Annotated in this window: 13 protein-coding genes and 1 pseudogene; 2 read left to right on the top strand and 12 right to left on the bottom strand. The window is 41.5% G+C overall.

Annotated elements, in window-relative coordinates:
- Window positions 1-168: 168 nt before the first annotated feature.
- The 9 genes from OC529_RS09545 to OC529_RS09505 form a co-directional block, all read right to left on the bottom strand.
- Window positions 169-900: a response regulator transcription factor gene (locus tag OC529_RS09545; RefSeq protein ID WP_262082018.1), complete on the bottom strand. Its 732-nt coding sequence runs from the start codon at window positions 898-900 to the stop codon at window positions 169-171.
- Complete coding sequence (locus OC529_RS09540; protein ID WP_262082017.1) at window positions 897-1,712, bottom strand: GHKL domain-containing protein; 816 nt, start codon at window positions 1,710-1,712, stop codon at window positions 897-899. The genes OC529_RS09545 and OC529_RS09540 overlap by 4 nt, the downstream gene beginning before the upstream one ends.
- A 564-nt stretch (window positions 1,713-2,276) precedes the next feature.
- Window positions 2,277-2,423, bottom strand: a complete 147-nt coding sequence (locus tag OC529_RS09535) for a smi_0057.1 family bacteriocin-like peptide (RefSeq protein ID WP_000425303.1) — start codon at window positions 2,421-2,423, stop codon at window positions 2,277-2,279.
- Between the two features lie 152 nt (window positions 2,424-2,575).
- Window positions 2,576-3,769, bottom strand: coding sequence for an N-acetylmuramoyl-L-alanine amidase family protein (locus tag OC529_RS09530; RefSeq protein ID WP_262082016.1), 1,194 nt, complete (start codon window positions 3,767-3,769; stop codon window positions 2,576-2,578).
- 112 nt (window positions 3,770-3,881) lie between these two features.
- The gene (locus OC529_RS09525; protein ID WP_164226458.1) at window positions 3,882-4,781 is read right to left on the bottom strand and encodes a C40 family peptidase; all 900 of its coding nucleotides are present in this window, start codon (window positions 4,779-4,781) and stop codon (window positions 3,882-3,884) included.
- 171 nt (window positions 4,782-4,952) lie between these two features.
- Window positions 4,953-5,186, bottom strand: a complete 234-nt coding sequence (locus OC529_RS09520) for an acyl carrier protein (RefSeq protein ID WP_262082015.1) — start codon at window positions 5,184-5,186, stop codon at window positions 4,953-4,955.
- A gap of 5 nt (window positions 5,187-5,191) precedes the next feature.
- Window positions 5,192-6,184: a phosphate acyltransferase PlsX gene (gene plsX / locus OC529_RS09515; RefSeq protein ID WP_164226454.1), complete on the bottom strand. Its 993-nt coding sequence runs from the start codon at window positions 6,182-6,184 to the stop codon at window positions 5,192-5,194.
- A complete protein-coding gene (gene recO, locus OC529_RS09510; RefSeq protein WP_164226455.1) occupies window positions 6,181-6,951 on the bottom strand; it encodes a DNA repair protein RecO in 771 nt (256 codons plus the stop codon). Before recO ends, plsX begins: the two co-directional genes overlap by 4 nt.
- A complete protein-coding gene (locus tag OC529_RS09505) occupies window positions 6,948-8,117 on the bottom strand; it encodes a pyridoxal phosphate-dependent aminotransferase (protein ID WP_262082014.1) in 1,170 nt (389 codons plus the stop codon). The genes recO and OC529_RS09505 overlap by 4 nt, the downstream gene beginning before the upstream one ends.
- Window positions 8,118-8,596: 479 nt before the next feature.
- On the opposite strand from OC529_RS09505, the gene OC529_RS09500 reads away from it, so the two are divergent.
- Complete coding sequence (locus tag OC529_RS09500; RefSeq protein ID WP_262082013.1) at window positions 8,597-9,607, top strand: YeiH family protein; 1,011 nt, start codon at window positions 8,597-8,599, stop codon at window positions 9,605-9,607.
- A 30-nt stretch (window positions 9,608-9,637) separates the two neighbouring features.
- On the opposite strand, the gene OC529_RS09495 is transcribed toward OC529_RS09500, so the two are convergent.
- Window positions 9,638-10,075: a CoA-binding protein gene (locus OC529_RS09495; RefSeq protein ID WP_000076477.1), complete on the bottom strand. Its 438-nt coding sequence runs from the start codon at window positions 10,073-10,075 to the stop codon at window positions 9,638-9,640.
- A gap of 84 nt (window positions 10,076-10,159) precedes the next feature.
- The gene (gene polA, locus OC529_RS09490; protein WP_262082012.1) at window positions 10,160-12,793 is read right to left on the bottom strand and encodes a DNA polymerase I; all 2,634 of its coding nucleotides are present in this window, start codon (window positions 12,791-12,793) and stop codon (window positions 10,160-10,162) included.
- A 148-nt stretch (window positions 12,794-12,941) separates the two neighbouring features.
- Here polA and OC529_RS09485 point away from each other — a divergent pair.
- Window positions 12,942-13,412, top strand: a pseudogene (locus tag OC529_RS09485) (PD-(D/E)XK nuclease family transposase); the annotation flags it as partial.
- 100 nt (window positions 13,413-13,512) lie between these two features.
- Here OC529_RS09485 and OC529_RS09480 read toward each other — a convergent pair.
- Window positions 13,513-14,481 (bottom strand): ribose-phosphate diphosphokinase, encoded by a 969-nt coding sequence (locus tag OC529_RS09480; RefSeq protein WP_262082011.1) that lies wholly within the window; start codon window positions 14,479-14,481, stop codon window positions 13,513-13,515.
- Window positions 14,482-14,524: the final 43 nt, after the last annotated feature.

The raw sequence follows: 14,524 nt of genomic DNA, 5'->3' as shown, positions 1-14,524 counted from the left end.
ATTTAAAAAATAGCTCAGTGAACCATGGGTAGAACATTGATATAAACATAAACCAAACTCCTTCCTTTTTCCTCTTACTTATCTATTCGAAAAAAAAGTCAAAAAAATAAGAATATCAGAAAATTTTCCGATATTCTTATTGATAAACTCATTCAAATCTAACAGATATTAGACATTGAGATGTTTTTTAAGGGTTCTTCTGGCTGTTCGCGATACGGGGAAGTGCAAGCCTTCTAACAGAGTCACTTCTGTCGCAGTCATCTCTTCAATGGCCTGTAAACTGACTAACGTATTGCGATTGGCATAGACAAAGTAATCTTTTTCAGCCTTAGCAGCGATATCCTTGAGACTACCATAAATGGTTTTGATAGAATGATTGGCATAGTAGACCTTGATACGATGGGATTCCACTGAGGTTTCAAAGGCTAAAATTTCATGGTAGGGCAGAGTGAAGCCCCGTCTTCCTTCAAAACTATAGGTAAAGAGACGCATATTTTCCCTCTTATCTACTGCCAGTACATAGTCCAGACAGCGCTCCATCTGATGACAGTAGTCCGCCTCTGGCTGATCCTTGGAAATAAAATCCAAGGCAGACAAGTGGTAGCGAAAAGCTAGAGGCAAGGCCTCCGAGTGTGTGGACACAAAGACAATGCTTGTAAAAGGATCCCGCTCCCGAACCTGTTGAGCAACCTGAAAGCCCCGTTCACGCTCTCCATCAATCTCTAAATCCAATAAATAGAGCTGGTAATGGTCAAAATACTGAGAATACTTTTCAACATCTCCATAGTTTTTAGCAATATCAATTTCCAATCTCAAATTGCGAGTGCGACCAATATCTAGTAAAGTCTGCTCTATCCGTCCTTGCTGGACTCTATCGTCTTCCAAAACTAAAATTCTCATTCCTCTCCCCCTCGTTTCTCATCCTTAAACGGCAATTCTAAATCTTGTCTAAAAGTCGTCTCTCCTAGCTGGGTATCTAAGTTTAAATCATAATGAAAAACCATATCCTCCAAGGTCGCTAAGCCCAGTCCACTGTGGTTACCCTTGGTCGAATAACCCTTTTGACTGAGAATGCTGGGATTCAGTTCTTCTTTCTTACGAGTGTTTTCAATGATAAAACGAACACTCCTATCACCTGCCAACAAAGCAACCCCAATCTGCGGATTTTCCGCCTCACTGGCTGCCTCCAAGGCATTTGTCGTGAGGATAGAGAGGATACGGATAGCCTCCAACATCGGCAATGCCAGCTCTTCGACAACCCCCACCGTCTCCAAACTAAAATGAATTCCCTGATTATCTGCCACAATCATAGCTTTTGCCAAAGTATTACGAATGGCTATATCATGGATATTATGAAGATTAAAGGCCGTGTAATCTGCCTTTTTCAGCTTTTCATTGGTCTTCAGAAAGACATCTTGATAAATGGTAGACACCTCAGCCATATCTTGATTCGCTATGGCAGGCTCCATGCTAGCGACAATCCCTGCAAAATCATGACGGAAACCTCGAACCTCATCATAGAGATGACCCAACTTATCCACCATCCCTTGCAAGGAACGATTTTCTTCTTCCTGTCTCTGAATGGTCTGCTCATCACGATAAACCTGCTCTAAGTGTCTGATATAAAAGAGCCAGGAGAAAAAGAGAATGAAAATCAGGAGAGAAATGGTTGTGTCAAAACGAACGTAAAAAGAACTATTTATATTGGTCATAAACGAAGAGAATATTCTAAATACAGTCAGAGGTAGGATAATGAAAAAACTCTTATGATAGTCGGTTTTGAAAGCATCTGAAAAAAATAAATCCAAATCCAAAGACCAACGCTTCATAATTTTACAACATAGAAAGATTGATAATAAATCAAATATAGATATATATAAAGTAGAAAACGAATCTACGAAACAACAATGCTCACCAGATAATACACGAATCCAAATTGTCAAAAATAAATAACGAATACTTTGAAAGAAGAGAAAAAGATACAGAGAAAGAAAAAGAGATTCCCCTTTTCCCTTGTGCAATACTAGTAAAAAAATACAGTAAAAGTAGATAAGAACTCCTATATGAAATAATTCTCCAAATGTTTGACGAGCAGATAAACTAATTAAAAATATAAGAACCCAATAACGTTTTTTATAAAATTCTGGGGAAATTTGAGCGCCCAAATAAATAGTAGGCACTATGGTTGAAACGACTACCAACAATAGATATATCACAGAAACTAAGAATTCTAAAATAAGCATAAATAAATCTAATCTCTAACGAATACTGTGAATTTAAGCAAAGTGTCTACCCGTACTAAATAATTTATCGCACCATTTTACGGTATCTTCAAAAATCCCTCCACCATTCACTTCTTCCAAAACCTCTGGAGTTAACTCTTCAAATTGTTCCAATTCTACAAATGTATTTTTCATTTCCATGACAGACTCCTTTTCATTATTTTATAGATAACTCTATCCCCTGCTCCATCTACAAAAGGCTTTAGTTTCCTTTTAAAATACAAGAAATCTAAAGCCTCCTGAAAATGGTATATTGGTTAGAGTGTTAACAATTAGTTGTGAAGATGTTATTTTTATTTAACCACAACCACTTTATAATATTCGTTTGAGTGTGGAGATTCAATTTTAATTTTTTCACCATATAAACCATCAATTTCTTTATCAAGATAATCTGAAACTCCTGATGGCAAGCGTTTCATCTTAAGAATTTCACCTGATTGGTTCGCATAGGCTAGAATGTGATGGTGAGTAGTGGTTGCTCCATCATCAATCAATACAAAGTAACCTGTTTTGAGCTTACCTTGCTCATTTTCTAAATAGTATAGTTTATTGTTATTGATTGTAAAGTGGGTAGCTCCAAGACGAAGTCGTGCACCTGGATTTTCTAAATAGACATCATTGCCAACTTTTTTAATCTCTGAATAGGTTGTCATTGCTGGTATATTAACCACACGATGTCCATTTTCATCAAAGTAGTAGCGATTTGGTAAGTTTTGGAAGTTCTGTACAACTGCCTTAGGATCAATATCTTGTCCTTCTTCTTTATTATCCACTAGAGCTAAGGTTGTATTTGAAACCACATCCCCATATTTATTAGAAAACTTCTTAAACTCAGGTTTTATATACCAGGCATTCTTTTCAACAACGACCCCATTTTTTCTATAAATAAGATGATAATCATACCCATCAGACAAAGTAACAATATTTGTGATAATTGTATCATCCGCTTGAGATTGTTCAACCTGACTAGGGAGTTTGGTCAACATATAACCATCCTTACCAATAACATAACTTTCCCCATCACTGGCTGGGACAGCTCTATCTGCGACCATAGCACCTGATTTTTCAAAGTAAGACCATTGACCATTTGCAGTTGCCCATCCTGTTGCCATAGCGCCACTATCTTTGAGGTAATACCATGTAGACCCTTCTTTGTACCAACCTGTACGCATGGCGCCACTATCTGCTAGTGAATACCAGGTATTGCCTTCCTTGTACCAGCCAGTACGCATAGCACCACTATCTGCTAGAGAATACCAAGTATTGCCGTCTTTGAGCCAGCCTGTCTGCATTTTACCAGTGCTGTCGAAGTGATACCATGAGCCAGCATTTTGTACCCATTTATCCTTAGCTAGACTGCCATCTTGTGAAAGATTCCAGTCAGCACCATTTTTAACCCAAGTATCTGCAGCCTGTGCTTGGTTGATAGACAAAAGCAGACCAGCACCTACAAGCAGACCAAGAGTGAGTAGTTTAGATTTTTTCATAGCCATTTCCTCCTTTATTGAATAGCTATAGGAGGGTTTCCCCTCTTTATTTAGCTATATTCTAATACTTTTCATAATCAAAGTCAATAATATTGTGAAAGATTAGACAATATTACCAATATCTACGAATTGTATTTTGATCCATTCCATATTGATTCATATAAGAAACATATTGACCTGGACGTGGAGCATGAACTACATTTCCACCACCAACATAAATACCCACATGTTGATTTGAACCTTGGTCGCCATTGTACAATATTAAATCTCCAGGAAGTTGTGAGCCACTATATATAAATTTCCCTCCTTCAGCTTGTTCTCCAGTTGTTCTACCAATATAAATATCGAACTTAGCATGAATAGCCATCGTAAATCCTGAGCAATCTACACCCTTATCCAAGTCTGCCCCACCCCAAACATATGGGATTTTACCTACAAAGGTTTCTGCACACTCAGCGATTGCCTGCCCCTGATTTTCTACGCAAACACCGTTAGGTCTGAAGAAATAAGGTTTCCCATTAACTCTATTGTAATCAGTTAGTATGGAACCATCATTTGAAAGATAGTACCAATTACCATCTGGGTTAATCCACTCATTTGATTTCATCCAACCTTGATCATCAAAATAATACCATTTCTTATCTAACAATTCCCAATGTTTAGCATACCCACCTGAAGTATATTTAAACCACCAGCGACCATCTGTTTGCATCCAAGTTCCTTTCGGATCTCTATTTTGATTAAATGCTATTTTTTCTTGATTACTTTCTTCTTGAGTTAATTCTCTAGGAGAAAATCCTACCAACTTAACTTGTTCTGCATCTTCCACCTTAATTTTACCTTCTTTAACAAGTTGATCAATTGCTTCTTTCTCGCTTGTATACTGTGAAATTGTTTGTGATGTAGTCACTTTAGTGGTAGACGTTGTAGTTTCTGCATTAACTACATAAGTAGTTGATAACAAAGCTCCTGAAGTAAGTAATAAAGCTGCATAAGTAATATATTTTTTCATGACAAAAATCCTTTCTTTTTTCTCCTTTTTGGAGATTGATTTTTTCTGACTCTATTATATCCCTTATTTCTCCTCAGATTTCTACTGTCCCTAGAAAGACTAAATCTGTTCCTAAACGGTCATTTAAAGCAAATAAAAAATTCCAAAGCAAATGCCTTGGAACTCCTATTGCTATTTTGCTTGAATAATCTTAACCACATCTCCTACACTTTGGAGTTGGTCAATTTCCTCATCGCTGATTTCGATACTAAATTCATCTTCCAGTGTCAAGATAAACTCCATCAAGTCAACTGAGTCAGCATCCAAGTCATCTTTCAGACTCAAAGCTTCGGTCACTACAAAGTCCTCTCCCTGTCGCTCTTGGATAATGGTCACAATACGGTCAAAAATTTCTTTTTCTGTCATCTCTTTTATTCTCCTGAAAATTCACGCGCAGTCTGGGCAACTACGTCTGTCTCTAGCATGGTACGAATCTGGCGGATTGTACTATAAACAGCCTTGGCATCACTTGAGCCATGAGTCTTGACAACAGGTGCCTTGACACCAAACAAGACCGCTCCACCAACATCTGAGTAGTTGAGCTGTTTTTTCAAACCTCTGAGGCTATCCTTGAGAAGGAGTGCGCCTAGTTTCGCTCGAAGACCACCACCTGTAATAGCTGTCTTGAGCAATCCCATGATTCCCATGGCTGTCCCTTCGATGGATTTGAGCACAGCGTTTCCCGTGAAACCATCTGCCACGACAACATCCGCAACGCCATTCATCAAATCACGTGCTTCCACGTTTCCGATAAAGTCCAAACTTTCATCAGCTGCTAGTAATTCGTAAGTTTCCTTACGAAGCGGGTCACCCTTGCTACTCTCTGTTCCATTGTTAAGTAAGCCAACACGTGGTTGCGCAATGCCACGGACATTTTTAGCATAGAAAGAACCTAGAACCGCATATTGATGGAGGTGCTGGGCTGTATTTTCTGCATTGGCACCGAGGTCCAGCATGTCAAACCCCTTCCCATCTACAGTCGGCAAAGTCGACATAAGTCCAGGACGATCGATGTTCTTGATACGACCCACGATGAAGAATCCTGCCGCCAACAGGGCACCTGTATTCCCAGCCGAGAGAACAGCGTCTGCTTCTCCTTCTTTGACAGCCTTGGCCGCCAATACCATACTGGCATTTTTCTTCTTCCGAATAGCTCTCGTAGGTTCATCGTCTGAATCAATCTTTTCATCCGTATGGATAATGCTGACGCGCTCTGTCGCTGTCAGATATTGCTTGATTTTAGCTTCATCTCCGTAGAGTTGAACCTCAATATCTGAAAAGTCAGCTAGGGCTTGATTGACACCCTCAACGATGGCTTGAGGTGCGTAATCGCCCCCCATGGCATCTACTGCGATTTTTTTCATTTCTTTTCCTCTTTTAGTAATTGTCCCCAGTCTGCTAGGGAATCAATAAATTTCTTTGATTTTAGGTGAATCCCAACGTACTCTTCGTAGAGCTGATCCATAAACTGGCGTAGCTCTTGCTTGATTTCAGGCTTGAGCGAAATGGTCTCCAAGGTCTCAAAATCAATAGCTTGAAATTGATTGAGCAGATAAGGGATATTGGGATTGAGATGACAACGTCTCTCATCCTCATGATAATGCTCTGGGCAGAGGCAGGCTCCATATTTGAAAGAAAAGTCAAAAGCCTGACCAACCCGATGGCAAAAGACACACTCATTAAAATTGAGGCTAATACCAAATCGAGTCAAGATTTGGATTTCAAAGATATTGGTCAAAACCTGATAATCCAAGCCCTCTTCCATCAACTCCAAGGTCTTTTGCAAAAAAGCAAACAAGGGAGCATCCTGCTGATTATCCTGCAAACTAGCATCTGCAAGAGCTGCTACGTAGATCGCATAAGACATGACAAAGAGATCGCTATTAATCTTGGGAAAGGTCATCACCTCATGATAGTCCTCGATGTAGCTAAGCCCATCATCATTGATTCGCAAGAGAAATCGTGCCAGCACCAAGGGCTGAATAACAGGGGCCAGTTTGGACTGGCCAGCGTGTTTGACGAAAAACATGCGCTTGCCAGCCTGCTCTGTAAAAATCTTGACTAGCTTGTCATCTTCACGAAAGTTGCGATTGTAGAGCACCAAGCCTTGACTCGTGATAGACTGAATCATGCTTCTCTCATGTACTCCTCAAGTCGTTTCATGGCTTCTTTGATAGTCTCCATGCTGGCTGCATAAGATAGGCGAACATAACCTTCCCCGTAACGCCCAAAGGCAGCTCCAGGGATAAAGGCAACAGCCTTCTTCTGAGCAAAATCCTTGAGAAAGGCAAAGGAATCTTGATTGTAGCCCGCTGGAATCTTAGCAAAGATATAGAAGGCACCGTCTGGTTTGATAATCTCAAAACCAAGAGCAGTCATTTTCTCGATAATATAGTCCCGACGCTGGATATATTCCTTCTTCATCGGTTCCGCATCGTTTTTACCAGCCGTCAAGGCCTCCACCGCAGCGTGTTGCGCCATGGTATTTGCGGCAGTGACCAAGTACTGGTGGCTCTTGATTAACTGGGCTGTGAAGACCGCAGGAGCGAAAATCAGACCCAAACGCCAACCTGTCATGGCATGCGATTTAGACAAACCATTGATAATGATAGTCTGGTCTCTCAACATAGTCCCTAGAGACACATGGGCTTCCCCTGTGTAGGTCAATTCTGAGTAAACCTCATCACAGACAACGAAAATTTCATACTTGCGTAAAACGTCTGCCAAGGCTTCCAACTGCTCCCGACTATAGGTAATTCCTGTCGGATTAGCTGGATAGTTGAGAATAACCGCCTTGAGCTTGTCACCCTGCTCCAAAATGGCCTTCTCTAACATCTCAGGAGTCAAGACAAACCCATTTTCAGTTGTGTCAATCTCGACAATCTCTGCCCCAACTAGATTGACAATCGGTTCATAACCCGGATAAGCAGGAGCTGGCAAGAGCACCTTGTCTCCCTCTTCCAAAATAGCTGTCAAAGTAGCAGATAAAGCCTCTGTCGCCCCAATTGTAACCAAAATTTCATTCTCAGGAGCATAGTCCAGTTGGTACTTTTCCTTAACAAAGTCACTGGCTGCCTGACGTAGAGTCAGCAGACCACTCATCCCTGTATAGTAGGATTGGTTCTGGTCAATCGCTCGCTTGGCCGCTTCCTTGACATGATCTGGCGTTGTAAAATCAGGTTCCCCCAAGGTCAAACGCAAGACCCCAGGAATCTCCGAAATAGCCTGGTCAAACTGACGAATCAACGAAACTTGAATCTTATCTAACTGTTTATTAAAGCGCTTAGTTAAGTCCATAGATACCTCCTACTGTAAAAACGTATCTCTATTATACTACAAAAGCCCCCCGACCGCAAAAATACATGATAGAATAACACTAGCATGATAAATTGAAGTATGTTAAAATGGATTTGTCGCAACTCCACTAACGAACTTAGTTTGGAGGTGAGTTTTTGCTAATCTTCGTTACAGTTATTCTAGCACCATTACTGATTACTATTACCGGTAATGTCATTTCTGAGTGGATAGTCAGAAAGTGGCTAGATAAGCGCGACAAAAAAATATAACCTGAGTTTAGTTTTAATGTAACTGGACAAAAAGAAATACCAGAGGTGGAGCTCTGGTATTTTTGTTTTTGCCAAGACTTCGTTACAGTTCTTGTAAGATTATTATCACATAATTAGCACTACTTGTCAAATAATTGTTGGCTCCACTTTCTACTTTACTTTTCCTGTTTTTATGTCTATAATGGTAAAAGATTTTATTTGGAGGTTTTTATGTCATTTCTATCAAAAAATGGAGCAGGTATCTTGGCCTGCCTTCTCATTTCTATCGTATCTTGGTACTTAGGAGGATTCTTCCCTGTGATTGGCGCGCCCGTTTTTGCCATTTTCATAGGCATGCTTCTCCATCCCTTTCTCTCACCCTATAAACAACTGGATGCTGGATTGACCTTTAGTTCCAAGAAATTGCTCCAGTATGCCGTTATCTTGCTTGGTTTTGGTCTCAATATCTCTCAAGTCTTCGCAGTAGGGCAATCTTCACTCCCTGTCATCCTTTCCACCATTTCAATAGCCTTGATTGTTGCCTATCTCTTCCAGCGCTTCTTTGCACTGGACACAAAACTGGCTACCTTGATTGGAGTAGGTTCTTCTATCTGTGGTGGCTCTGCTATTGCAGCGACAGCGCCCGTTATCCATGCCAAGGAAAAGGAAGTCGCCCAAGCCATCTCCGTTATCTTTTTCTTCAATGTCTTGGCTGCGCTCATCTTTCCAACCCTCGGCACCTGGCTTCATCTATCCAATGACGGCTTCGCCCTCTTTGCAGGAACTGCAGTCAATGATACTTCCTCTGTAACCGCCACAGCTAGCGCCTGGGATAGTCTCTACCAGACCAATACCCTCGAATCCGCAACCATTGTCAAACTCACACGTACTCTAGCTATCATCCCCATCACTCTCTTTCTCTCCTACTGGCAAAGTCGTGAACAAAAAAATAAGCAAGGCTTACAACTGAAAAAAGTCTTTCCACTGTTTATCCTTTACTTTATCCTTGCATCTCTCCTAACCACCCTACTGACCTCTCTCGGTGTATCCAGTAGTTTCTTTACCCCTCTCAAACAACTCTCCAAATTTCTCATTATCATGGCCATGAGTGCTATCGGACTCAAAACCAATCTGGTAGCTATGGTCAAATCCAGCGGAAAATCCATTGTTCTCGGAGCTATCTGCTGGATTGCCATCATCCTCACCAGTCTTGGTATGCAGACCCTTATCGGCATTTTCTAACACAAAAGGTAGCCCATCAGCTACCTTTTCTTATGCTTCCTCAATCAAGCGAGTATGTTCTCTCTTGATGCAACGATTCATCACGATGTCATCGCATCCACCAGCACGCAAGATTTCTTCTGCCTCTAGACTTTCAAGCCCCAGCTGTGCCCAAAAAATCTTAGCATCAGCCTTGAGAAAATCACGCGCCACATCTGGCAAAAACTCACTGCGCCGGTAAACATTAACAATATCTACAGGAAAAGGAATCTCTGCTAGGCTAGCATAAGCTTTTTCACCCAAGATTTCGCCACCTGCCGCCTTGGGATTGACTGGGATGATTTTATAACCTCGAGCCTGCATTTCCTTGGTCACTCGATTGCTAGTTGTTTCTTCACGGTCTGACAAGCCCACCACAGCAAGGGTTTTACTCGTTGCGAGATACTGACGAATCACGCCATCACTTGGATTGATAAATTCTTGACTCATAGAAATCCTCCTTTTTCATCAGTATAGCACATTTTGAAAAGGCTTGCAGAATTCTACTACAAAAAAGGAGGACTAGCCCCCTTTTTATTTAGCCTCGTACCAGGTTGCCCCTTCATTTTCATCTGCGATGAGGGGAACACTGAGTTGAATGGCTTCTTCCATGGTTTGTTTGACCAATTTTTTCATCTCTGCTAATTCAGATTTAGGAACTTCAAGGACGATTTCATCGTGCACTTGCAGAAGCATCTTAGTCTGATAACCACCTGCAACCAAGGCTTTATCCAGCTGAATCATGGCAATCTTGAGAATATCTGCCGCCGAACCCTGTATAGGAGAGTTGATAGCTGTCCGCTCCGCAAAACCACGAATATTGAAGTTGCGCGAATTGATATCTGGCAACTCACGACGACGCTTGAAGAGTGTCTCCACATAGCCCTTATCACGCGCCTCACGCACCACTTCATCCATGTAGTTTTTAATACCTGGGAAGCGTTCAAAGTAGGTATCAATATAGGCTTTGGCTTCCTTACGGCTGATGCCCAGATTATTAGACAAACCAAAGTCTGAAATCCCGTAAACCACTCCAAAGTTGACCGCCTTGGCATTTCGACGGTCGTTTGCAGTCACATCCTCAGGACGTTCAATGCCAAAGACCCGCATGGCTGTCGAAGTATGAATGTCCGCTCCCTCTTGGAAGGCCTTAATCAAGTGCTCATCTTTAGAGATGTGCGCCAAAACGCGCAATTCAATCTGTGAATAGTCCGAGCTGAGAAGGACACTATCCTCCCACTCTGGCACAAAAGCCTTACGAATGAGACGGCCCTGCTCCAAACGCACAGGAATGTTTTGCAAATTTGGATCCACACTAGACAAACGCCCGGTCTGGGTCAAATCCTGCACATAGCGCGTATGAATCTTGCCATCAGCCAAAATCCAGTCCTGCAAGCCAATCACATAAGTCGATTGAATCTTGGTAATCTGACGGTAATCCAGGATTTTCTTAACAATCGGAGCAATCGGAGCAAGGCGCTCCAAGACATCCACCGCTGTCGAGTATCCAGTCTTAGTTTTCTTAGTGTACTCTAGAGGAAGTCCCAATTTTTCAAAGAGAAGCACGCCCAACTGCTTAGGCGAGTTGATATTAAACTCTTCACCAGCCAGTTCATAAATCTCTTGAGTCAGTTTTTCAATGACAAGCTCATTTTCAGCCTGCATTTCAAGCAAGGTCTCTTTCTTGACCGTAATCCCAGCAATTTCCATCTTGGCAAGGACAAAAGCCAGAGGTTGCTCCATATCATAAAGAAGCTCTAATTGCCCATTTTCTCTGAGTTTTTCAAGCAAAATAGGTTCTGTTTTAACCAAAACAGCAAGCTTACGAGCTAAATGCTCCAAGAATTTCTCACGTGCAGGAATGGCTCTCTTGACACCCTTACCGTAGAAGGTCTCATCATCAACCAAATAAGTCTGACCATAAAGACTAGCAATAGTCGCAATTTCATTGTCCTCCACAGTCGAAAGGAGGTATTTAGCCAAACGACTATCAAAATCAGGCTCCTGCAGATCCACACCAAAACGATGCAAGAGAACTTTAGCCTTCTTAAAGTCATACACTCTCAGAGATGTTTTTTCTAGAAAGTCCTTGAAAATAGGCTCTTGCAACAGCTCAAGCTTGTCTGTGGCATAGAGCTTATCTCCACAAGACCAGGCAAATCCAACCAAATCATCCGTATGGTAATTCTCACCAAAAAGCTCAAAATGGAAGATTGACTCTTCACTCAGCATCTCTTGACTAATTTGGTCAACGATAGTAAAGTCCAAACTTTCAGCAACATCAGCTGACGACACATTTAAAGCATGCTTGAGCTGTTTGAAGCCCATCTCATCGTAGAATTTCCCAAGATTTTCCACATCTGGACCACTATAGACCAAATCCTCCAAACCAATCTCAATCGGTGCCTTGGTATCAATGGTCGCCAGTGTTTTCGACAAAAAGGCCTGTTCCTTATCATTGATGAGATTTTCCTTCATCTTAGAAGCCTTCATCCCATCGATATTCTCGTAAATCCCCTCGAGTGAGCCATGCTCCAGCAAGAGCTTGATACCCGTCTTTTCGCCGATTTTAGTCACCCCAGGGATATTATCCGACTTATCTCCCATGAGCGCCTTGAGATCGATAAACTGAGTCGGTGTGAGCCCCATCTTTTCCATGAGATAGTCCGGCGTAAAAGCCTCAAACTCAGCAACACCTTTCTTGGAAATCTCAACCACCGTATGCTCATCCGTCAGCTGAATCAAGTCCTTGTCCCCACTGACAATGGTAATATCAAAACCATCTTGCTCAGCTAATTTATCTAGTGTCCCAATAATGTCATCCGCCTCATATTGAGCCAACTCATAATGACGAATCCCCATATGATCCAGCAACTCACGAATAAAAGGAAATTGCTCACGAAACTCATCAGGAGTCTTAGCCCGACCACCCTTATAGTCCGCATACATCTCTGTACGGAAGGTCGTCTTTCCCGCATCAAAAGCCACCAAAATATGACTGGGCTCAACCCGCTCCAACAAATGGCTCAACATCAACTGGAAACCATAAATCGCATTGGTATGCAAACCAGCCGCATTCTTAAAACGGTCCAACTGCTGATAGAGTGCAAAAAACGCCCGAAAAGCAACAGAAGACCCATCAATCAATAATAATTTTTTCTTATCCATACACCCATTATAAAGGAAAGCACCAAAAAATACCATTGGGAAGAGCCAGACTAAGTATTTTTCATACTTTTTCCCGAATAAATAGATAGAAGCATTGAATCTAGTAAACCTAGATTTAAAAATGTGCTATAATGAAAGGAGAAGAAATATGACTGTACGTCATCCGGGCATTAGCCCAACTAATGATTTGGTTGCTAAGAAAATTTTCAGCAACCCAGAAATCACTTGTCAATTTATTCGCGATATGCTGGACTTGCCAGCCAAAAATGTAACCATTTTAGAGGGAAGTAATATTCATGTCTTGCCTTCCGTGCCTTACTCAGCGCAGGATTTCTATACCAGTATAGATGTTTTGGCGGAGTTAGATAATGGAACTCAAGTAATCATTGAAATCCAAGTCCATCATCAGAATTTTTTCATCAATCGCCTGTGGGCTTATCTGTGTAGTCAGGTCAATCAAAATCTTGAAAAAATCCGCCAGCAAGAGGGCAATACTCACCAGAGTTACAAACACATCGCACCTGTTTATGCTATTGCTATCGTAGATAGTAATTACTTCTCAGATGATTTGGCTTTTCATAGCTTTAGCATGAGAGAGGAGACGACAGGTGAGGTCTTAATAGCACATTTTTAAATCTAGGTTTACTAGATTCACTGCTACTATCTATTTATTCGCAAAAGAGACGAAAAAAACCTGAGAATTATCTCAGGCTTGGTCATTAAATCTTTTTCTCAATACTGAAAAGTGGAGAAAGTGGGCGTTTTTCATGGATACGCACGATAGCATCCCCTAGGAGATGAGCAATTGAAATCTGTTCAATCTTATCAATCAAACGCTCTTCTGGCAAGTAGATAGTATCCAAAACGACCAATTTCTTAATAGCTGAATTTTGGATATTGTCCATAGCAGGACCAGAAAGAACTGGGTGCGTACAGCTTGCATAGACTTCAACAGCACCAGCTTCTGCAAGAGCATCTGCCGCATGACAAATCGTTCCAGCAGTATCAATCATATCATCAATCAAGATACAATTCTTGCCTTCTACCTTACCGATGATGTTCATGACTTCACTAGTATTCATCTTATCAACGCTACGACGTTTATCAATAATAGCGATAGATGTTTTCAAAAATTCTGCCAACTTACGGGCACGAGTCACCCCTCCATGGTCTGGGCTGACAACCACATAGTCAGAACCAACCATGCCACGACGCTCAAAATAATCCGCAATCAGAGGAGCACCCATCAAGTGATCCACAGGAATATCAAAGAATCCTTGAATCTGCGCAGCATGCAAGTCGATTGTCAACAAACGATCCACTCCAGCTACTTCAAGCATATTTGCAACAAGTTTTGAAGTGATTGGCTCACGCGCTCTCGCCTTTCTATCCTGACGTGCATACCCATAGTAAGGCATGACAACATTGACAGATTCTGCACTCGCACGCTTCAAAGCATCTACCATAATCAAAATTTCAAGCAGATTGTCATTTACGGGCGAGCTAGTTGATTGTAGGATAAAGACGTGTTTCCCACGGATTGATTCTTCGATGTTGACCTGAATCTCTCCATCTGAAAATTGGCGGACACTTGATTTCCCCAACTCTATCCCAATCTCCTGCGCCACACGTTCTGCCAATTCTTTATTAGAAGAAAGGGCAAACAGCTTTAAATCAGAAAAAGACATGATTTCCTCCGGTATATATGTATCGCTTGTGTTTTTCACAAGA

This window comes from Streptococcus sp. Marseille-Q5855 (assembly GCF_946901985.1).
In the GTDB taxonomy this organism is placed as follows: domain Bacteria; phylum Bacillota; class Bacilli; order Lactobacillales; family Streptococcaceae; genus Streptococcus.
This window is presented reverse-complemented; position numbering and strand designations above follow the sequence as displayed.

Coding starts and splice junctions, on each gene's coding strand:
- OC529_RS09545 (WP_262082018.1), bottom strand. CDS start 900: ATGAGAATTTTAGTTTTGGAAGACGATAGAGTCCAGCAAGGACGGATA.
- OC529_RS09540 (WP_262082017.1), bottom strand. CDS start 1,712: ATGACCAATATAAATAGTTCTTTTTACGTTCGTTTTGACACAACCATT.
- OC529_RS09535 (WP_000425303.1), bottom strand. CDS start 2,423: ATGGAAATGAAAAATACATTTGTAGAATTGGAACAATTTGAAGAGTTA.
- OC529_RS09530 (WP_262082016.1), bottom strand. CDS start 3,769: ATGAAAAAATCTAAACTACTCACTCTTGGTCTGCTTGTAGGTGCTGGT.
- OC529_RS09525 (WP_164226458.1), bottom strand. CDS start 4,781: ATGAAAAAATATATTACTTATGCAGCTTTATTACTTACTTCAGGAGCT.
- OC529_RS09520 (WP_262082015.1), bottom strand. CDS start 5,186: ATGACAGAAAAAGAAATTTTTGACCGTATTGTGACCATTATCCAAGAG.
- plsX (WP_164226454.1), bottom strand. CDS start 6,184: ATGAAAAAAATCGCAGTAGATGCCATGGGGGGCGATTACGCACCTCAA.
- recO (WP_164226455.1), bottom strand. CDS start 6,951: ATGATTCAGTCTATCACGAGTCAAGGCTTGGTGCTCTACAATCGCAAC.
- OC529_RS09505 (WP_262082014.1), bottom strand. CDS start 8,117: ATGGACTTAACTAAGCGCTTTAATAAACAGTTAGATAAGATTCAAGTT.
- OC529_RS09500 (WP_262082013.1), top strand. CDS start 8,597: ATGTCATTTCTATCAAAAAATGGAGCAGGTATCTTGGCCTGCCTTCTC.
- OC529_RS09495 (WP_000076477.1), bottom strand. CDS start 10,075: ATGAGTCAAGAATTTATCAATCCAAGTGATGGCGTGATTCGTCAGTAT.
- polA (WP_262082012.1), bottom strand. CDS start 12,793: ATGGATAAGAAAAAATTATTATTGATTGATGGGTCTTCTGTTGCTTTT.
- OC529_RS09480 (WP_262082011.1), bottom strand. CDS start 14,481: ATGTCTTTTTCTGATTTAAAGCTGTTTGCCCTTTCTTCTAATAAAGAA.